This is a genomic window from Devosia sp. SL43 (genome assembly GCF_021729885.1).
In the GTDB taxonomy this organism is placed as follows: Bacteria; Pseudomonadota; Alphaproteobacteria; order Rhizobiales; family Devosiaceae; genus Devosia.
Genome location: NZ_CP063401.1, coordinates 1459303 through 1478058 on the forward strand (window position 1 = coordinate 1459303; position 18756 = coordinate 1478058).

21 protein-coding genes are annotated in these 18756 nt (G+C 63.1%); 10 read left to right on the forward strand and 11 right to left on the reverse strand.

Features of this window, described 5'->3' with window-relative positions; translation table 11 throughout:
- Positions 1–4 precede the first annotated feature (4 nt).
- The gene (gene petA, locus IM737_RS07225; protein ID WP_236899243.1) at positions 5–529 is read right to left on the reverse strand and encodes a ubiquinol-cytochrome c reductase iron-sulfur subunit; all 525 of its coding nucleotides are present in this window, start codon (positions 527–529) and stop codon (positions 5–7) included.
- Between the two features lie 214 nt (positions 530–743).
- Between petA and IM737_RS07230 the strand changes: the two genes are divergently transcribed.
- From IM737_RS07230 to IM737_RS07245, 4 genes are all read left to right on the forward strand, one after another.
- Positions 744–1214, forward strand: a complete 471-nt coding sequence (locus tag IM737_RS07230; RefSeq protein WP_236899244.1) for a tRNA (cytidine(34)-2'-O)-methyltransferase — start codon at positions 744–746, stop codon at positions 1212–1214.
- Positions 1211–2104 carry an oxygen-dependent coproporphyrinogen oxidase gene (gene hemF / locus IM737_RS07235; RefSeq protein WP_236899245.1) on the forward strand — a complete coding sequence of 298 codons (894 nt, stop codon included), beginning with the start codon at positions 1211–1213 and terminating at the stop codon, positions 2102–2104. The genes IM737_RS07230 and hemF overlap by 4 nt, the downstream gene beginning before the upstream one ends.
- A gap of 1 nt (position 2105) precedes the next feature.
- Complete coding sequence (locus IM737_RS07240) at positions 2106–3281, forward strand: AAA family ATPase (protein WP_236899246.1); 1176 nt, start codon at positions 2106–2108, stop codon at positions 3279–3281.
- A gap of 71 nt (positions 3282–3352) precedes the next feature.
- Positions 3353–3550, forward strand: coding sequence for a DUF1059 domain-containing protein (locus tag IM737_RS07245; RefSeq protein ID WP_236899247.1), 198 nt, complete (start codon positions 3353–3355; stop codon positions 3548–3550).
- Here the strand turns inward: IM737_RS07245 and IM737_RS07250 are convergent.
- The 3 genes from IM737_RS07250 to IM737_RS07260 form a co-directional block, all read right to left on the reverse strand.
- The gene (locus tag IM737_RS07250) at positions 3547–4722 is read right to left on the reverse strand and encodes a CCA tRNA nucleotidyltransferase (protein ID WP_236899248.1); all 1176 of its coding nucleotides are present in this window, start codon (positions 4720–4722) and stop codon (positions 3547–3549) included. The two genes, IM737_RS07245 and IM737_RS07250, sit on opposite strands and share 4 nt — an antisense overlap.
- Positions 4719–5345 carry a CoA pyrophosphatase gene (locus tag IM737_RS07255; RefSeq protein ID WP_236899249.1) on the reverse strand — a complete coding sequence of 209 codons (627 nt, stop codon included), beginning with the start codon at positions 5343–5345 and terminating at the stop codon, positions 4719–4721. The genes IM737_RS07250 and IM737_RS07255 overlap by 4 nt, the downstream gene beginning before the upstream one ends.
- 190 nt (positions 5346–5535) lie before the next feature.
- Positions 5536–6093 (reverse strand): GNAT family N-acetyltransferase, encoded by a 558-nt coding sequence (locus IM737_RS07260; RefSeq protein ID WP_236899250.1) that lies wholly within the window; start codon positions 6091–6093, stop codon positions 5536–5538.
- A 351-nt stretch (positions 6094–6444) separates the two neighbouring features.
- Here IM737_RS07260 and IM737_RS07265 point away from each other — a divergent pair, with 351 nt between their 5' ends.
- The gene (locus tag IM737_RS07265) at positions 6445–7404 is read left to right on the forward strand and encodes a glutathione S-transferase family protein (protein ID WP_236899251.1); all 960 of its coding nucleotides are present in this window, start codon (positions 6445–6447) and stop codon (positions 7402–7404) included.
- 156 nt (positions 7405–7560) lie between these two features.
- On the opposite strand, the gene IM737_RS07270 is transcribed toward IM737_RS07265, so the two are convergent.
- On the reverse strand, positions 7561–8037 hold the full coding sequence (locus IM737_RS07270) for an NUDIX domain-containing protein (RefSeq protein WP_236899252.1): 477 nt from the start codon (positions 8035–8037) through the stop codon (positions 7561–7563).
- A gap of 114 nt (positions 8038–8151) precedes the next feature.
- Between IM737_RS07270 and IM737_RS07275 the strand changes: the two genes are divergently transcribed.
- Positions 8152–9042 carry a metallophosphoesterase family protein gene (locus tag IM737_RS07275; protein ID WP_236899253.1) on the forward strand — a complete coding sequence of 297 codons (891 nt, stop codon included), beginning with the start codon at positions 8152–8154 and terminating at the stop codon, positions 9040–9042.
- A 15-nt stretch (positions 9043–9057) separates the two neighbouring features.
- Here IM737_RS07275 and IM737_RS07280 read toward each other — a convergent pair whose 3' ends face one another.
- Positions 9058–9477 carry a YciI family protein gene (locus IM737_RS07280; RefSeq protein ID WP_236899254.1) on the reverse strand — a complete coding sequence of 140 codons (420 nt, stop codon included), beginning with the start codon at positions 9475–9477 and terminating at the stop codon, positions 9058–9060.
- Positions 9478–9624: 147 nt separating this feature from the next.
- Here IM737_RS07280 and IM737_RS07285 point away from each other — a divergent pair, with 147 nt between their 5' ends.
- The 3 genes from IM737_RS07285 (at position 9625) to IM737_RS07295 (ending at position 12647) form a co-directional block, all read left to right on the forward strand.
- The gene (locus tag IM737_RS07285) at positions 9625–10956 is read left to right on the forward strand and encodes a hypothetical protein (RefSeq protein ID WP_236899255.1); all 1332 of its coding nucleotides are present in this window, start codon (positions 9625–9627) and stop codon (positions 10954–10956) included.
- Positions 10946–12235: a UDP-N-acetylmuramoyl-L-alanine--D-glutamate ligase gene (gene murD / locus IM737_RS07290; protein WP_236899256.1), complete on the forward strand. Its 1290-nt coding sequence runs from the start codon at positions 10946–10948 to the stop codon at positions 12233–12235. The genes IM737_RS07285 and murD overlap by 11 nt, the downstream gene beginning before the upstream one ends.
- A 79-nt stretch (positions 12236–12314) precedes the next feature.
- Positions 12315–12647: an SMR family transporter gene (locus IM737_RS07295; RefSeq protein WP_236899257.1), complete on the forward strand. Its 333-nt coding sequence runs from the start codon at positions 12315–12317 to the stop codon at positions 12645–12647.
- On the opposite strand, the gene IM737_RS07300 is transcribed toward IM737_RS07295, so the two are convergent.
- Positions 12644–14389, reverse strand: a complete 1746-nt coding sequence (locus IM737_RS07300) for a tetratricopeptide repeat protein (RefSeq protein WP_236899258.1) — start codon at positions 14387–14389, stop codon at positions 12644–12646. The genes IM737_RS07295 and IM737_RS07300 overlap by 4 nt on opposite strands.
- A gap of 285 nt (positions 14390–14674) precedes the next feature.
- Here IM737_RS07300 and IM737_RS07305 point away from each other — a divergent pair, with 285 nt between their 5' ends.
- Positions 14675–15121: a response regulator gene (locus tag IM737_RS07305; RefSeq protein ID WP_236899259.1), complete on the forward strand. Its 447-nt coding sequence runs from the start codon at positions 14675–14677 to the stop codon at positions 15119–15121.
- Between the two features lie 288 nt (positions 15122–15409).
- Here the strand turns inward: IM737_RS07305 and IM737_RS07310 are convergent, their stop codons facing one another.
- The 4 genes from IM737_RS07310 to IM737_RS07325 form a co-directional block, all read right to left on the reverse strand.
- Entirely contained in the window at positions 15410–15913 is a 504-nt protein-coding gene (locus tag IM737_RS07310) for an MgtC/SapB family protein (protein WP_236899260.1), read from the reverse strand.
- A 22-nt stretch (positions 15914–15935) separates the two neighbouring features.
- Positions 15936–16721 (reverse strand): hypothetical protein, encoded by a 786-nt coding sequence (locus IM737_RS07315; protein WP_236899261.1) that lies wholly within the window; start codon positions 16719–16721, stop codon positions 15936–15938.
- Entirely contained in the window at positions 16721–17506 is a 786-nt protein-coding gene (locus IM737_RS07320) for an SDR family NAD(P)-dependent oxidoreductase (protein ID WP_236899262.1), read from the reverse strand. The genes IM737_RS07315 and IM737_RS07320 overlap by 1 nt, the downstream gene beginning before the upstream one ends.
- 139 nt (positions 17507–17645) lie before the next feature.
- Entirely contained in the window at positions 17646–18692 is a 1047-nt protein-coding gene (locus IM737_RS07325; RefSeq protein WP_236899263.1) for an NAD(P)-dependent alcohol dehydrogenase, read from the reverse strand.
- Positions 18693–18756: the final 64 nt, after the last annotated feature.

Genomic DNA, 18756 nt, shown 5'->3' on the forward strand with positions numbered 1-18756 from the left:
CCCACTAACCGATCTGGACCAGCGTATCGCTGACAAATTCATACGGCGGAATGACCAGATTGGTCGGCGCGGGCCCCTTGCGGATGCGGCCAGCCGTATCGAACTGCGAACCGTGGCATGGGCAAGCCCAGCCATCGAACTCACCGGCTTCCCCAATCGGGATGCAGCCAAGATGCGTGCAGTTGGCCAGCATGATCAGCCACTGCTCATGGCCTTCCTTGGTGCGCGACTCGTCGGTGGCAGGATCCTTGAGATCGCTCATCGGCACGGCGCGTGCCTCGTCGATCTCGGCCTGGGTGCGGTGACGCACGAAGACCGGCAGACCGCGCCAGAGAATGGTCACCGACTGACCAACCTCAATGGCGCCGACGTCGAACTCGATACTGGCCAGGGCCAGGGTCGAGGCGTCGGGGTTCATCTGGTTGACCAGGGGCCAGACCGTGGCGGCAGCGCCGACAGCGGCCACCGCGCCCGTTGCGACGAAGATGAAATCCCGCCGGTTCGTTGAAGAGTGAGCTTGCGTGGCCAAGGTCCGTATCCCCGTACAATGCACATCCGACGCGGCCGGTAGCGGCAAACCATTTCACGCATACGCAGAATCGGCCGCCGGCCACCCTCAAGCGACCCGTCAGTTAGGGCTCTTTTTGCACTGTCCCATGCGCTTGTCCAGTGATCCACGCGGTGACATGGAGCAACTGCGACACTATACCCGTGCCGGCCCCGAAAACCCGTTGGAAAACCCCATGCCAGTCGATCTCGCCCTCTATCAGCCCGACATCGCCAACAATACCGGCACGCTGATCCGGCTGGGGGCCTGCCTGGGCACGACGATCCACATCATCCATCCGACGGGGTTTGCCTTTTCCGCCAAATCCCTGGCCCGGGCGGGCCTCGATTATGTGGACCATGCAGCGGTGCGCGAGCATGTCAGTTGGTCGGCCTTCGACGACTGGCGAAAGGCGAAAGGACGGCGGCTGGTGTTGCTGACCACCAAGACGCAGACATCGGCTTATGCGGTGACCTACGAGGCCGACGACATCCTGATGGTGGGCCGCGAAAGTGCTGGAGTACCTGACGCCGTGGCCGATGCGGCCGACCTGCGCATCCGCATTCCGATGCGCGATGGTTTGCGCTCGATCAACGTCGCGCTGGCCGCAACGCTTATCCTGGGCGAAGCAAAAAGGCAGACCGACGGGTTTACAGGGCTGAAATGACCGCTATCTCTGACACCATGACACTTCCAGACGATATCGCGGCCAAGCAGGCCACAGCCCAGGCCTGGTTCCGCACGCTGCGCAACCGCATATTCGCGGCTTTCGAGCAGATTGAGGTCGACGTGCAGGGACCGCACGTCGATCGTCCGGCTGGCAAGTTCGAAGTGACGCCGTGGGATCGCGCCGCCGGTGGTGGCGGCGAGATGGGGATGCTGCATGGCCGCGTGTTCGAGAAGGCGGGCGTGCATATCTCGACCGTCCATGGCGAATTCTCTGCCGATTTCGCCAAGCAGATGCCGGGCACCGAGGAAGGCGCCAAGTTCTGGAGCTCGGGCATTTCGCTGATCGTGCATCCATGGAACCCGCATGTGCCGGCGGTGCATATGAACACGCGGATGATCGTGACCGGCAAGCAGTGGTTCGGCGGCGGCGCGGACCTGACGCCGGTGCTGGATCGGCGGCGGGTGGCGGATGATCGCGACACAATCGACTTCCACACGGCGATGAAGGCGGCTTGCGACGGGCGGCCTGGCGTCGATTACGAGCGCTATCGCAAATGGTGCGACGATTATTTCTTCCTGCCGCATCGCAACGAGCATCGCGGCGTGGGCGGCATTTTCTACGACCACCACAATTCCGGCGACTGGAAAGCCGACTTCGATTTCACCAAGGCGGTGGGCGAAGCCTTCCTTGGGATTTATCCCGATTTGGTGCGGCGCAACTTCGAGACAGAGTGGACCGAAGCGGACCGGCACGAGCAACTGGTACGGCGCGGGCGCTATGTGGAGTTCAACCTGCTCTATGATCGTGGCACCACATTCGGGCTCAAGACCGGGGGCAATGTGAACTCGATCCTGTCCTCGATGCCGCCGGAAGTGCGCTGGCCGTGACATGACGCTGTCAGCCGTCGAGATCGTTGGCTATCGCTCGGTCCGCAAGATCCGGTTCCCGTTGCGGCAGCTGACGGTGCTGGTCGGTGGCAATGGCGTTGGCAAGACCAACCTCTATCGCTCGCTGGAACTTCTGCAGGCGGCGGCACGGGGCACGCTGGCTGACGAGATCGCCCGAGAGGGCGGTCTCGGCTCGATCTTCTGGGCGGGCGGCAAGGACCTTTCGCCGGACGGCAGTTTCGATCCGATGTACCGCGCCAACGGCTATCGCAAGGGCGAGGGCAACAGCCTGCGCCTCGCGGCGCGCTTCGGCGACCTGGGCGATGGCAGCTTCGACCCCACCTACCAGATCGAAGTAGGCTTCCCACCCAGGGAGGCAGCAGCCGCCTTTCCCAACGAAGCGCAGGTCAAGACCGAGAGCCTCGACTGGCAGCAGCGCGGTAAGACGGTCAACCTGATGGACCGCAAGGGCGGGGTGGCGTGGGCACGCGACGCGAACGGGCGCCGCGAGCTTGCCAATGACGACCTGCTCGCCAGCGAGACGGCTCTGGCGGCTTTGTCCGGCCGCACGGAAATCGCTCTCGTGCGGGATAGCCTGGTTGCCTGGCGCTTCTTCCACGGGTTTCGCACCGACGCAGAATCGGCATTGCGCCGACCGTCGCGGGCCGTTACTGCGCCATCGCTCACCTCGGACGGTAGCAATCTGGGGGCGGTGCTGGCGACGCTGCACCACATCCGCGGTGATCGGATCGATCTGGACAGAGCCATCGAGGACGCGTTTCCCGGTGCCGAACTGGTGATTCCCGAGGTCGGCGAGTTCGCGAGCTTCGGCATGCGCTACCCGGAAATGCCCAAGCGGGTATTCGAGCCGCATGAACTGTCGGACGGCACCCTGCAGTTCCTGGCGCTGGCGGGCGCCCTGCTCTCCTACCGCCTGCCGCCCTTCATCGCCCTCAACGAGCCCGAGAATAGCCTCCATCCCAAGCTGCTGCCGATGCTGGCGCGGCTGATCGTCAAAGCAGCGGAGCGGAGCCAGGTCTGGGTGGTGACGCATGCCCGCGAACTGGCCGACGCCATCGCCGCCGAAAGTGGCGTACTGCCCCGCGAAGTGGTGCGCGACGATGATGGGACGTGGCTCGAAGGTTTGGGTCAAATGGGGGAGTTTGTGGACGATTGACGGCCACAAATCCTGGAACCCTACCCTATCCCAAACGTTTCTTCCTGACGCAACAACGAGGGAGATTCGACATGAAACGCTTTGATTCCGGCTCGCTGATCCCCGGCGCCACCTGGCATGCCGAGGCTGAGACTGAAGCCGAAGTGGTTCGCCGTGCGGTGGAAAATCTCCGCAATATCCACGGTGAAACCGAGGTGCGGCCCGACATGATCGAGCGCATCAAGGAGCGCATCGTCGATAGCGACGGTGCGAGGACGACCAAGCACTAGCGCTCGACAAGCGCCAGCAGGTCGTCTCTTGCGAGAGTAAAATCGCTCTCGATCCAGGCCTCTTCCAGACGGGCCAATTGCTGACCCAGGGCCGGTCCCGGCGCCAAGCCGAGGCCGGTGAGGTCGTGTCCGGAGACGGGCAGTTCTGGAATGCGCAGCCGGGCCATTTCGCGGGCGGCCTCGGCGAGATGATCGCGACTCCAGCGGTCGCTGGCTGCGGCGACGGCCAGGCCATCCACAGCGGCTTCGCCATAGCGATAGGCGGCTTCGCCGATCTTGTCGCGGACCAGTAAGTCGGCGGATAGGGCGATGGCGCGAGCGCCCTTCACCACGTCCTTAGACAGCCGCCAGCGCTCTTGCACGGTCTCGGGCTGACCGGAGGCAAGGATAGCGAGGCGACCAAGCGGGGCCCGACCGCCGATGGCTTCGTAGGCCAGCAGTTGCCTAAGCACCGGCTCGGACGCTTCGAGCAGCCCGATCTCGCTCATCACCGCGAGCGTGCCCGCCACGGCTGGCAAGGCAAGCATACGCATGAGTTCTGAGCCGACGCGCTCGGCCGAAAGGTGATCGAGACGGTGTACGGCGTCGCGGGAGGCCGCGAGGCCGTCCGGATCGTATTGCTGGCCACCATGGCTCGCTGAGAAGCGGAAGAACCGATAGACGCGCAGGCCATCTTCGGCGATGCGCTGGCTGGCATCGCCGATGAAGCGGACGCGGCCGTTGAGAGCGTCTTCGATGCCGGCAAGCGGATCGTAGAGCGTGCCGTCGTCGGCGCAATAGAGCGCGTTCAGGGTGAAGTCGCGGCGGCTGGCATCCATGCGCCAATCGGTGCCGAAAGCGACGACGGCGTGGCGACCGTCCGTTTCAATATCCTGCCGCAGGGTGGTGACTTCGGCCAGGGTATCGCCGAGCTTGAGCGTCACGGTGCCGTGGTCGATCCCGGTGGGATAAGTGGCGATTCCGGCGGCACTGGCGCGCGCGATGACGTCAGCGGGCAGCAGTTCAGTGGCCAGGTCGATGTCGGTGCTGTCGCGAAGGCGTTCGAGGATGCTATCGCGCACCACGCCACCCACCGCGCGGGTCCGGCGCTTGTGCCCGTCCAGCGCGGCAAAGATCGCCTGCGTTTCCGGTCGGTTGAGCCATTCGGCCGATTGCAGCGCGGCGACTCTCACGGCACGGGCTCAGTCATGGCCAGGTCGCGGAAGCGCCGGGTCAGGTTGGCGGTAATGCCCCAGATGCGGTGGCCGTCATGGTCGATCTGCCAGGTGCGATGCTCCTTGCCGTCGCGCTTGATGCGGAATTCTCCATAGGTGTCGGAGCTCAGGATGCGCTGCAGCGGCACTTCGAACACGGAATGCACTTCGCCCGGATTGGGCACGAAGGGGCCGCTGGGTTCGATGGTCGCGACCACGGGCGTGATGAGATAATTGGTGCCGGTGAAATAGGTCGGCATGAAGCCGATAACGGTGGCGTCCTGACGCTCCATGCCGACCTCCTCGAAGGCCTCGCGCAAAGCGGCGGCGGCTACGTCGGCATCGGTGGCGTCGACTTTGCCGCCGGGGAAAGCTACCTGTCCGGAATGCGCCCGCAGGTCGGGGGAGCGCTCGGTATAGAGCACGGTATAGCCCTCGGGGCGGCGAATCAGGGCGATCAGCACGGCGGCAGGCACGGGCGGCCGGCTGAACGGTCGCTCGGGCGCCCAGTCAGGCACAAGCGTATCGACCGCCGGCAAGGGCGGCGGCACGGTTAACAGGCGCGTGGCCAAACGGTCGATGATGGCGTCGTCGGACGACAAGGGCATACCGGATTGTGGTTCGGAGGCGGGAGCTTAGTGCAGTGAAGTGTGTTGGGTCCACCCAAGTTTCACACCCCGCCGGCCGTCACCCTCGGGGTTGACCCGAGGGCACTACACTTACGGAGTTCGACAAGTGTAACGCCCTCGGGTCAAGCCCGAGGGTGACGATCGAGTATGTGGGGCGTAGCGCTCAGCCCTGCTGCCAGGCGGCGATGGGGCCGCTGAGGGTCTCAGCCAGGGTCTTGTCCTCGGCGAACAGCAGGACGCGGGTTGGGTCGACCGGGCCGGGGAACTGGATATTGCCCAGGGTCGTCGGCTCCCAGCCCAGCGGGCAGTAATAGTCGCGGTCGCCGACCAGCATGACGAATTCGCCATCGCCGCGCGCCAGCGCATTCCGGGTGACTTCGCGGGCCAGCAGCTTGCCGGCGCCGAGCTTGCGGAAATTGGGGTGGGTCGCCAGCGGACCGAGCATCCAGCCGTTGCGGCCGCCGATGGAGATCGGGGTCATCCAGACCGAACCACAGGCCGTGCCGTCGACTTCGGCAACCAGGCTCAGGCTGGGATCGATCTTGAAGCGCTCGCGGATGCGATAGGCCGTCTTGGCGAAGCGGCCGGGACCGAAGGCGATGGCCTGCAACTCGTCGATGAAGGCATCATCGGCCTGCGTGGCAGGGCGCACGGTGGGGACGTGAAGCGAAGCGGCGGAGACAGCAGCAGTTGCGGCCGAAGGCGCAGACGAGAGGGTCATGACAATGATCCAGAATGGGGATGCGTAGGACAAACCCGGCGCTTGAAAAAGCACCGCTTCGAAAGACCAATTACGGTCGTCGTGTCACCAGCAAAACCTTCACCATCCTGGGCGCCTCCAGACGCCTGAAAATCGCATTAGCACCATGGGGCCTTCGCGTAAAATGAAAATCATGGATCACCAGGCAAAATACAAGATGCGCAGAGCTTCTGTGTCCGAAATGCACAACGGTTCGTTGCTTTGAAAACGCCTTATCGCTCGCATCGCCCAAGCCTATGTGTCACCCAACGCAACCGACGGCGGCACTAGAGGCTGCCAACGAGTCGATAACATGACGGAAAGGGTTCGATCTTGGGACAATTGATCGACGGCAAATGGTCCACCCAATGGTACGACACCAAGAAAACCGGTGGTGAATTCAAGCGCACGCAGGCCGGCTTTCGCAATTGGGTGACGGCGGACGGCAGCGCCGGCCCATCGGGCGAAGGCGGCTTCAAGGCCGAAGCCGGTCGCTACCACCTCTATGTGTCGCTGGCCTGCCCCTGGGCGCATCGCACGCTGATCTTCCGCAAGCTCAAGGACCTGGAGTCGCTGATCTCGGTGTCGGTGGTGTCGCCCAAGATGCCGGACGAAACCGGCTGGAGCTTCGACAAGACGACTGGCTCGACTGGCGATGCGCTGCTGGGCAAGGACACGCTGTGGCAGGTCTATACCCAGGCCAAGCCGGACTATACCGGTCGCGTCACCGTGCCGGTGCTGTGGGACAAGCAGACCAGGCAGATCGTCTCGAACGAGAGCTCGGAAATCATCCGGATGCTCAACTCGGCATTTGACGAGCTGACCGGCAACACGGAGGATTTCTATCCGGAGGCGTTGCGCGGCAAGATCGATCCGATCAATGCCCGCGTCTATGACGACATCAACAACGGCGTCTACAAGGCCGGCTTTGCCACGACGCAGGAGGCCTATGACGGTGCGGTGACCAAGCTGTTCGAGGCCCTGGATTGGGTCGAGGGCCTATTGGGCGAGACGGCCTACCTCACCGGCGACAGCATCACTGAGGCCGATTGGCGGCTGTTCACCACACTGGTGCGGTTCGATGCGGTCTATGTCGGGCACTTCAAGTGCAACCGGCAGCGCATCGCCGACTACAAGAACATCTCGCATTACCTCAAGGCGCTGTACGAGGTGCCCGGGGTGAAGGAGACGGTCGATCTCGACCATATCCGCACGCACTATTACTGGAGCCACATCACAATCAATCCAACGCGGATTGTTCCGATCGGGCCGGACCTGCCGTTTTTGAAGTAGGTGCGGTTCCAAACGCTCAGACGCAATCCCTCCCACCCACAATCGCCTCTCGCGGACTTGATCCGCGGGTCACTCTCAACACGGCACACGCGGCGAGAGGCCCGCGGATCAAGTCCGCGGGAAGCGGCTGTGGGTGGGGAATGCTCTTGGATAACCTTAGTATCCCCAGACATCCCGCTTCGGCACGCCGTCGAAATATTCGTCGATGCGCTGGCTGGTGGCGGGGGTTACTTTTTCCGGCAAAGCGTGGCGGTCGAACCAGGCGACTTCTGATATTTCGTGGTCGGGCTTGCGCTCGAATGCCTTTTCGAAGCTCTTGGCCACGTAGAACGCTACGTGGTCACGGTTCGTGACCGGACTCGAATTGTGATAGATGCCGAACAGCTCCATCGGGCCGACGACGCGGTAGCCGGTTTCCTCAAGTGTCTCGCGGGCGCCGGCATACTCCATGGTTTCCCCAGGACTGACGCCTCCACCGGGGAACTGCCAGCCAGGCACATAGGTGTGGCGGATCAGCAGGACCTTGTCGCCATCCACCACCATGACCCGGGAGCCCAGCGTCATGCGATGCCATAACCCCTTGAGGGTGAGGAAGACCTTGGCACGCCAGCGCTGGAATCCATTCATCTGCATCAGGGAACACTCCTTGGGAGGCCATCGTTAGCAGAGACTGGATCACGACAAAATTGACCCTGGAGGCCGATTGACCGTTTTCTTGCCCCGCCCCATCTGGCATTACGCGTCGCAATGATCACCCTGGCCCACATCTCCGACATTCACCTGTCTCCCATGCCCGCAGTGTCCTGGCGCGATCTGCTGGGCAAGCGCATCACCGGCTACATGAACTGGAAGCTGCGCCGGCATGGCGAGCTGAACAGCGAGACGCTGGCCAATCTGGTGCTCCACCTGCAAGCGCAGAATGCCGACTTCACCGCGGTCACTGGCGACCTGGTGAATCTGGCCCTGCGGTTCGAGGTCGAACGGGCCGGCGAGTGGCTAAAGGCGCTCGGCCAGCCCGACAAGGTCGCAGTCTGCCCCGGCAATCATGACGCCTATGTCCCCGGCGCGCTCGAATCGGCGCAGGAGCTGTGGGGCGACTACATGAAGGGCGAAACGCTCGACAACGAGGTGTTTCCCTTCGTTCGGCGGGTTGGCGAGGTGGCGGTGATCTCTTGCTCGAGTGCCGTGCCGACGCGACCCTTCCTGGCGATCGGGCGCTTCGACCTCAAGCAGGCAGATAGGCTGGGCCGCATCCTCAAGATCATGGGCGAGGCTGGTTATTTCCGCACCGTGCTGATCCATCACCCGCCCAATCCGGAACTGCAGCATCCCTCATTCGGCCTCAAGGGACACAAGCTGTTCCGCCAGGTGGTCGCCGAGCATGGCGCCGAGCTGATCCTGCACGGCCATACGCACCGCTCATCGATCCACTCGATTCCCGGCAAGGGTCACGAAGTGCCGGTGGTCGGTGTCGCCGCCGCAAGCGCAGCGCAGGGCGGCACTCTGGACGATCCTGCCCGCTACAACCTGTTCCGCATCGAACGCTCTGGCGACGACTGGAGCTGCACGATGCGCGAATACGGCTATCAACGCCTTGGCAGCGAAATCGTGATGCGGCTGCAGATGCGGATCAGGTGAGAGCTGGCCGCTTCGCTACTCCTCCAATTTGTCGCGGACGCGTCCGTGAACTTCCTCGGCTTCCGGGGTCATGATCTCGGCAAAATCGCTCATCTCAAAAACAGGACGAATCTCGATCTCGCTTCGGCCCGGCATTGGATTGGGGCAACGCTTGACCCACTCAACGGCATGGTCCATGTCGCGCACCTCCCAGATCCAGTAGCCGGAAACCAGCTCCTTGGTTTCAGCGAAAGGCCCGTCGATCACCATGCGGCTGGCACCGTCGAAGGCGATGCGCTTGGCCTGGGAGCTCGCCTTGAGACCATCGCCGCCGAGCATGATGCCGGCGTCGACCAGTTCCTCGTTGTATTTGCCCATGGCGACCAGCAGCTCGGACCCTGGCATGATGCCTGCCTCGCTGTCGGTGGTGGCTTTGACGAAAACGACGACTCGCATGGTGTTCTCTCCTGAGGTTTGGGGCCGACGCGGCTCCTACCCACTCGACGAACGAGGCTAGCTGATTTCGACATCGAGAAAAGTGCCCCACTCCCGCCATGCCCGCAAATCACCTATATGGGTGACATAGAGCGAGTGACCCCAGCCTTGACCGACCAATTCCTCATCGAGCGCCCGACCTTTGATCCGACGACGGGCGAGGCCCGCTTCATCTACGGCCTGGACGGTCTGCGCTTCGTCGAAGTGCTCGGCCTGCCCTTGGGCGCCGATGCGGCTGCGGCCGACAGCGCTGCGTTTCACAAGCTGCTCGACCTGACGGCGGTCGTGCTCGGTGTGAGCTATTTCAAGCTCAAGGCGCCGTTCGAGATTGCTGCGCCCGATATCGCGCTGACCGAGGCCGAGCGGGCCTTCGCCATCGATGTCTACGAAAACGGGCTGGGCGAGTTTTATGCCCGCAACAACCTGCAGCGCTTCGGCAAGCTGACCATAAGCGCACCTCAGGACGCCGAGGCGGTCAAGCCCGCCGTCACGCTGCCCAACCGCACGCTGCTGCCTATCGGCGGCGGCAAGGATTCGCTGGTCAGCGTCGATCTGCTCAGCCATACCGGCGTTGACTTCACGCCCTTTGCGGTCAATCCCAAGGGGCCGATCATCACCTCGGTCGACAAGATCGGCGCCAAGCCGGTCTATGTGACCCGCACGCTCGATGCCGAGATGATCCGGCTGGGCAAGGAGCCCGGCTTCTATAACGGTCATGTGCCGTCGACCGCCATCAATTCGATGATCGCCTCGCTGTGCTGCCTGCTCTACGGCTACAACCAGATCGTGCTGAGCAACGAGCGCTCGGCCAGCGAGGGCAATGTCGAGTTCGACGGGCGCGAGACCAATCATCAATATTCCAAGTCGCTCGGCTTCGAGCTGCTGATCGCCGCCATTCTCAGCGATGCGACCGGCGGGGCACTCAAGTATTTCTCGCTGCTGCGGCCCTATTCAGAGGCGCGCATCGCCTCGCTCTTCACGCACGAGACCAAGTTCGACCATGTGTTTTCGAGCTGCAACCGCAACTTCCGGCTGGCCGGCCACCAGGGCGACCTGTGGTGTGGCGAATGCCCCAAATGCCACTTCGTCTTTCTGATCTTCGCCCCCTTCATGGCCAAGGACCGGCTGCTATCGATCTTTGGCAAGGACCTGCTCGACAATCCTGCCAATGAGGGCTCGTTCCGCGAGCTGGCGGGCCTTGCCGGCCAGAAGCCGTGGGAATGCGTTGGCGAAATCCTCGAAGCCGCAGCCTGCCTCTATACCCTGACCCGGCATGCCGACTGGCACGAGGCGGCGGTGGTGAAGGCGGTGAAGGCCGATCTGTTCGCGCAATATGGCGAGCCCAAGCTGCAGGCGGCGATGGCAGAATGCCTGACTGACAGCCACGACCACCACATCCCGCCCGCGCTTGCCGCCAAGGTGGCCGCCTATGCGGTTTGAGGAGCCCATCCTGCTCTATGGCGCCGGTCGCGAGGCCGTCTCCACGCGGGCTTTCCTCAAGGCGCGCCAGCCTGAGCTGAAGGTGTTCGTGACGGTCGATAGCGGCACGGCCGATATCGAGGACGTCGAGGCGATTGCGCCAGCCGATCTGCCTGCTGCCATCCGGGCGCATCGCTTTGGGCTGATCGTCAAAAGCCCCGGCGTTTCGCGCTACAAGGACGTCTTCGACATTGCCCGCGATGCGGGCATTCCGGTGACGTCCAACCTCAATCTGTGGGGCGGCGCCTACCGGGCCGACCGCACAGTGATCGCCATTACCGGCACCAAGGGCAAGTCGACAACAGCGACGCTGGTGCACCTGATGCTGACGCGGTCGCGTATCGATGCCGGACTGGCGGGCAATGTGGGCGTGGCGCCGCTCGATATTGCCGACAAGCATGCCGTGGTGATCTTCGAGCTATCGAGCTACCAGACTTCGGACATGAGCTTCCTGCCCGACATCGCCGCCGTGACCAACCTTTACCCCGAACATGTCGACTGGCATGGATCGGTGGAGCGCTACTACGCCGACAAGCTGCACCTGATCGATCGCGATGGCGGCTATCCGGTGGCACTGGGCGCAGGAGCCCGTGGCAATGCCATCGTGGCCAAGGCCGTGCGCGACCATCGTCGCCTGATCCGCGACCTGACATCGGACGAACTGGCGGCGGTCGACGCCGCCGCAGCGCGCTCGCGGCTGAAGGGCAGCCACAATCTCGACAATGCCCGGCTGGCGGCACAGATCGCACTGGCAGCCGGAGGCACCATTGATGGCGTGATCCGCGGCATCGCCGCCTTCGTTCCCTTGCCCCATCGGCTGGAGGAACACCAGTTCGGCGGCACCATCTTCGTCGATGACTCCATCTCGACCACACCCGAGGCCACCAAGGCCGCGCTATCGGCTTATCGTGGCTATCGCCTGGCGCTGATCGCGGGCGGGCATGAGCGCGAACAGGACTATACCGAGCTGGGTGGCCTGTTGGCCGGCTATGGCGTGACCACACTCGCCTGCCTGCCGGTGACGGGCGCAAGGCTGGCCGCTGCTGCTCAGGCCGCCGCGCCTCACATCACCGTTCTGACGCCACCCGATCTCGAAACCGCGATGCACGAGCTACATGCCAAACGCCGCGACTTCGATGCGGTCATCCTGTCGCCGGGGGCGCCGTCCTACAACCAGTTCAAGAATTTCGAAGAACGCGGCGCACGATTTATCGCGCTGGCGCAAGCCATCTTCGGTTAGCTGCCTGCCGAAATTGGCAGTTTCCGGCAAAGCGCCGGCAGCGTACATCAGCGCCTGAACCCCGCGTTCAGGAGCCACCATGTCCGGCCTGATCTATCTCGGCATCGCCATTGTCGGCGAAGTGATTGCGACGTCGTTCCTGCGCGCTTCGGCGGGATTCACCCAGCTGATCCCGACACTGGTGGTGATCGTGGGCTACGGCTTCACGTTCTATTTCTTCTCGCTGGCACTGCAGACCATTCCGGTCGGCATCGGCTATGCCATCTGGTCGGGCACCGGCATCGTGCTGATCTCGATCATCGCCTATTTCGCCCACGGCCAGACCCTGGATCTGCCGGCGATGATCGGCATCGGCCTCATCCTGGCGGGCGTCCTGGTGATCAACCTGTTCTCGCAGTCATCGGCGCACTAGAAGCCGTTGATGAGGGCGCTCGGCGGCACGCCCGCAGCGACCAAGCCGCCACGGATCTGTTCCATCAGCGCATCGTCCTGAATGCGGTCGCGTAGGGTCGTCAGGACACCACGCATGCGAAAGCTGGGCACATCGAGTACCTGTGGCAGGTAGCGGTTGACAACGGCTCCCTCCCCGGCGCTCTGCGCGGCCAGAATGGCCAGGATCGGCCCCAGTTCGCGGTCTGCCTGGGCATAACGCTCGGCGCGAACGATGGCCTGTTCGTAATTGCCGTCGCGCAGCGCCAGCAATGCCGGGACACCCTGATACCAGGCCGGGGCGTCCGGCGTACCATCCGCCGCGTCGCGTGCCATCTGCTCGGCGTCGGCCAGATTGCCGCCAAAGGCCAGCAGGCGCGCATAGGCGGCCAGCGCATCGGCACTAGCCGGATTGAGCTGGATGGACGAACCATAATCGGTTCGTGCGGCAACCAGATCTCCCATCGCCTCGCGCAGCCTCGCATGCTGTTCCCAGACGAACCCGCTAACCGGCGAGAGGGCAATTGCGCGATCAAGGTCGACCTCGGCGAGGCGGAACCGATCCGCGCGGCTACCAGCTGTATCCGCAGTGCCAACATGGTCGGCGGTAAGACTGGCCTTGATGGCAAGGCCGATGCTTGCCTCTCGGTCCGCTTCTGGCAGCGATGCGATGCAGGCTTCCGTTCGCGCTGCTTCGGCAGCCATGCTCGTTTCGCGATAGAGGGAGAACAACATGCGGCAAAGATACAGGCTGACGCCCCCTTCGGTCGGCACGCCACTCGTCAAGACCTGCCGCGCCACCTGATGCAACGGTCCGCGCGGACTGCCCAGGACCAGGCTCAGCAAGCGCGAAACATGATCCAGGACATCAGGCCTGACCGCGGCCTCAGCCGAGACGGGGACTGTGTGGTTCCACACCACGCTGCCGGTGGCACTGTCGGTGAGGATGGCGCTGTACTGCACGACAAGACCATCGGGCCGAACGATACCGGTCAACACATAGTCGCTGGTTGGGAGATCGGTGACCGATATATTGCCATCGCCACCACCGCCGTAGCGGACCTTTATATCCTCGAACTGCTCGAGATCTGTCACCAGTTCGATGGCAAGTCCGGCGACCATTGGCCCGCCATTCGTCGGACCGGCCAGGTTCTGGAACTCGACGATGGTAACGCTTGGCTGCTGTGAGACGCCAGTGGCTGCCGGCGCGTCGCGCCCGCCTGGTCCCCAGGTTCCGATGGCAAGTGCCGCTACGACAATGCCGGCTGCGATGACTATCAGAGCAAACCACGAGACATTGACGCCGCCGCGACGAATACCGCCGGCAACACGGGCCGATGATTCCGGCGTTTCGGCCACGCCCATTTCCAGCGGAACCGGTACATCCGCCAAAGAAAAGACCGGTACGTAGCGCCCGACGGGAAGTCTGATTCGCGTGGCTTCACCACTGCCCTGCCCACTATAATAGTCGTCGAGCAGGCTGCGCAGCCGCCGCGCCTGCACGCGCACGATCGGGTCGGATTGCGGATCGAAGTCCGCCCCTCTTCCGAGTACGTCGACAGCTATGGAATAGGCCTTGATCGACTGCTCGTCGCCATCAAGGGTGCGCCGCACGATGTAATCGAGAAACCTGGCGAGTTGCGGTGAGCGTGAAATTTCTGACCACTCGAGCAGCCGCTTGAGTGCCTGCAGGACCAAGTCTCGCTGCAGTGCAGGATCAGGCACGAAAACCTCCGGATCGGGCGATGCCAATTGGCGCGCTTTACATGTAAAACGCAAGTCCTCGTAACACCGGCTTTACGTCAGTTTGCCTTCACGCCCGTGAACGTTTCCATCATATGCGGGGTGTCGCCGTTGACGACGCGACATAGACTTCGGACGGTTCATCCCCTCCGAAGCGTTTTGACCACCCAGATTCGAACACGACGGCGACCGCAACACAATGCGTGACCTGGCGTAGATTCATCGGTTTTGGCTTGGCCTGCAGCTTGTGGGACAGGGAGGCATGTATTGAACGTTTATGTGGATAACACGCCTTTCCTGGCGCTCATCGACGATGATCAGCATTCAGCCCACCTGCTGACGCGGATGCTCGTTGCGCATGGTTCGCCCGACATTGCCTGGTATGGCGATGCGTCGGACGGCGCCGCACGCCTGCACGCCGTACTCGCCGACATCAACGCGAATTGGCCGAGCCTGCTGATTGTCGATCTGAAGTCGCATAGCGGTGCCAATCTGGACTTTCTATCGTCCATCCAGCACCTGGCGCGCCAGAAGGGCGTGCCGGTGGTTGTGATGGCGGCTGCCACGGATCGCCAGGGCCGCCAGGCGTTGCTTGATGCCGGCGCTTCCGCAGTTTTCTTCCGCCAGGCCGAACTCGACGCTTATAGGCGCGAGGCGGCGGGCATTGTCAGTTTCTGGGCGCGCAGTCAGCGCCTTGATGCGGTTGGCATGTAACTCCTGCGTCCACAGGTTACGTGCCTAGGTCGGGAGGAGCGCTGCATAGACGGTTTTCGGACCGTCCCTGCATTCCCAAGCGCTCCTCCGGCCACTCCATTCCTCTTCAGTCGGTTTGCACCGTAACTGAAGGGGGCGCCGGCCCTACTCCAAGGGGGTACGGCGCAGGGGCGCGGTCGCAACACCTCCCGGTTGCGCCCGCACGGGGGGAGAAGCAGTTCAGCGTCGCGCTCGTCCCTCAGCGCCGACGCAGAAGAATCCTGCTTCTCCCCGCGGCCCGTCCGACAGCTAGTCCACTTTGACCGAAGTCTGCGCGTCTCGTCCAACGACACGATGCGCAAAGGCTCGCAAGGCCGCCAGCACCAGTACGGCGAGCAGGGCGACGCCGAAGGCGATGATGTAGTAGCCCAGCGCGGTGGCGACACCGACCGCGCCTGCCAGCCACATGCCGGCACCAGTGGTAATCCCTTGGATTGTAGCGCCACTCTTGAAGATGGCGCCCGCCCCCAGAAACGCAATTCCGGCCGTCACAGCTTCCACCGCGCGGATCGGGTCGGCCTGCGCGCCATTGGGACCAACTTCGATCGTATGAAAAATCTCGAAGGTCAGGATCGTGAAAAGGGCTGCCGCGACGCACACCAGTATATGGGTGCGTAGGCCTGCCTCGGCCGTATTCCTCTCGCGCTCGAAGCCAATCATCGCGCCTAGAATGGCCGCGATCAGCAGTCGTATGGCAATGATATGCTGAGGAAGATAGGTCTGGACGAAACCGAATTCATTGCCGACATCCATGGCAGAGTTCCGAGTTGTGACGCTAGGGTGACAACCCGGATTCCGGGGCTTGGTTCCAGCGCTCGACGAGTGACACCGCCCACGCCGCAATGAATGCGGGCGGCGGCAGGATGATCCAGCCGTCAAGGTCACCGACAGCGGTATAGTCATTGCTGGCCACCCCCAGCGCCGTGATAGCGCAGACCAGCGCGGCGCGATCATCATGGTTGGTGACAGTTGCGAGGCCGAACGCCAATGTGCGGCCCGGAAGGTGATGTTCAAGCAACCGCTCCAGCGTTCCGTCAGCGACCAGCGCCTCATAGTAGCGATCCGATCGCTTCTGGCGCGGGCCCTTTTGGGGATCGCTGTGCAAGAGGCCCAGAAAGCCGGTCGGGAATGCCTCTGCCAATGCCACCTTGTGAATGGCATGGGGATGGGATGCCTCCGCGATCATGCCACGCTCCAGAAGTAGGCGCGCAAACTCGTTGGTGTGGTGATTGAGCAGCCTGCCGACCGGACTGCGTGATGACCCCGGCTGGCTGATCCGGCTGGCAATCGCCTTGTTGCTGAGCGCCCGCTCGGCAAGACGGAAGCGATCGATGACGGCCAGATCTCCCCGCAGCGGCCCGTCCAATGCCGCCGCCAACAGATGCTGAGCACCGCACACTTCCATCACCATGTCCCGACGAGTATCGGCATGCCCGGTGAAATGCCGAATGGTCCAGGTGACAGTCGCGCCATCCCAATCCAACCGGCAGATGCCGCTGGACGCATTCCTCAGCGACCAACCCACATCAATCCCAAGCACCGAGCCAGTCTCGGGCAGCATCAGACCGTCTTCAGCCAGCCGCCATCGACGAAATAGGTGCTGCCGGTGGAATAGCTGGCTTTGTCGGAACACATGAAGACGAAGAAGTTGGCCAGCTCGGCCGGCGTGGCGAAGCGCTTCATGCCGCCGGCTTCGTCAGCCACGCCCTGCAGGTGGGCCTGCCAGCCGTCTTCGCCTGCAATCTGCTTGGCGGTCTTGATCCAGTCCGGCGTCAGCACCAGTCCTGGATTGACGGTGTTGACGCGAATATTGTCGCCGACGACCTCGTTTGCGAGGGTCTTGGAGAACATCATCAGGGCGGCTTTGGTGGTGTTGTAGATCGGCTCGTACCAGAGCGGTTGTACGGCGCAGATGGAAGCATTGTGAAGGATGACGCCGCCGCCACGTGTCTTCATGCCCGGTACCAGTCCGCGCGCAAGCCGGACGGCCGCCATGACGTGCAGGTCCCAGTAATACTGCCACTTAACGTCGTCGGCTTCCGCGATGGTCTCGTTGGAGCCGGTGCCGGCATTGTTGATCAGGATGTCGGCAGCGCCGAAGGCCTTCTTGGTCCCGGATATGACCGCATCGCAACCCTCTGCTGTGGCAACGTCAGCGGCAATTGCGGTTACGATGATGCCAAATTTGTCGGCTATCCGCGCCGCTTCGTCATCGCCGCGCTCCTTGTTACGGCCGACCAGCACGAGGTTCGCGCCCTCTGCGGCGAGCCCCTCGGCCACGGCCAGTCCAATACCCACCGTGCCACCGGTGATGACGGCGACCTTGTCGCGTAGGTTCAAATCCATACGAGCCTCCCTGCCACGCCCTCGTGGTTCGAGGGTCGCTTCGCTCCCGCCTCACCATGAGGACTGTTGGAGCACCGAGTTCAAGTAGCCCTCGTGGTGCGGGCTCTTCGCGAGCCTCGAACCACCAGGGCGTGGCAGCCTACCCCGCCACCCTGATCTGCAGCTTAACATCGGTCGGGCGCGCCTCGACCGCACGATCAAAGGCTGCCTTAGAATCCTCAAATGCAAAGGTCTCCGAGATCAGTGGCTTCAGGTCCACCTTGCCCGACGCAATTAACGCGATGGCGCGGTCGTATTGGTGGGCGTAGCGGAACACGTTCTCGATCCGCAGTTCCTTGACCGAAGCGCCGGCAATGTCGACCGCGACCGGCTCGACGGGAAGGCCAACCACGACGATGCAGCCACCGGGCCGCGGCAATTGCATGATGGTCTTCCAGGCGTGCGGAGAACCAGAGCACTCGAACACCACATCGACGCCCCAGCCATCGGTCAGGCGGGCGACTTCGTCGACGATACTGTTGTCGCGAATATTGACCGGGATAATGCCCTGGTATTGTGCGGCGATGTCGAGCTTGGGCTGCGCCAGATCAGCGACGACCACCCGCGCACAACCACCCGCCAGCGCCGCCAGCGCGACCATGGTGCCTATGGGGCCAGCGCCGAGCACCAAAGCCGTGTCACCGGGTGTGATCCTGGCCTTGGTGGCCGCCTGCATGCCGACCGCGAAGGGTTCCACCATCGCACCCTCGGCAAAGCTCACGTGATCGGGCAGCTTGAACGTATAGTTGGCTGGATGGACCACTTCTGGCGTCAGCACGCCATGAACAGGAGGCGTGGCCCAGAAGGCTACGGCTGGATCGACATTGTACATGCCCAACCGGCTGGCGCGGGAATTGGGGTCGGGAATACCCGGCTCCATGCAGACACGGTCGCCGACTTTGAGATGCGTCACGCCGGCGCCGACTTCGGTGACCGTACCGGCAGCCTCGTGGCCGAGCACCATGGGCGCATTGACCACGAACGGGCCGATCTTGCCGTGGGTGTAGTAGTGGACGTCCGACCCACAGACACCCACCGTGTGGATGGCGATCTTGACCATGCCCGGGCCAACCTCAAGCGGCAGATCGATGTCGCGCAAAGCCAGCTCGTGCTGACGTTCGAGGACGAGGGCGCGGACTTTGGTCATGACGAGTTCCTGGACGCTGGGGTGTCGGGCATTTGCCCAACGCATGAGCCATTTCTAACTCAGA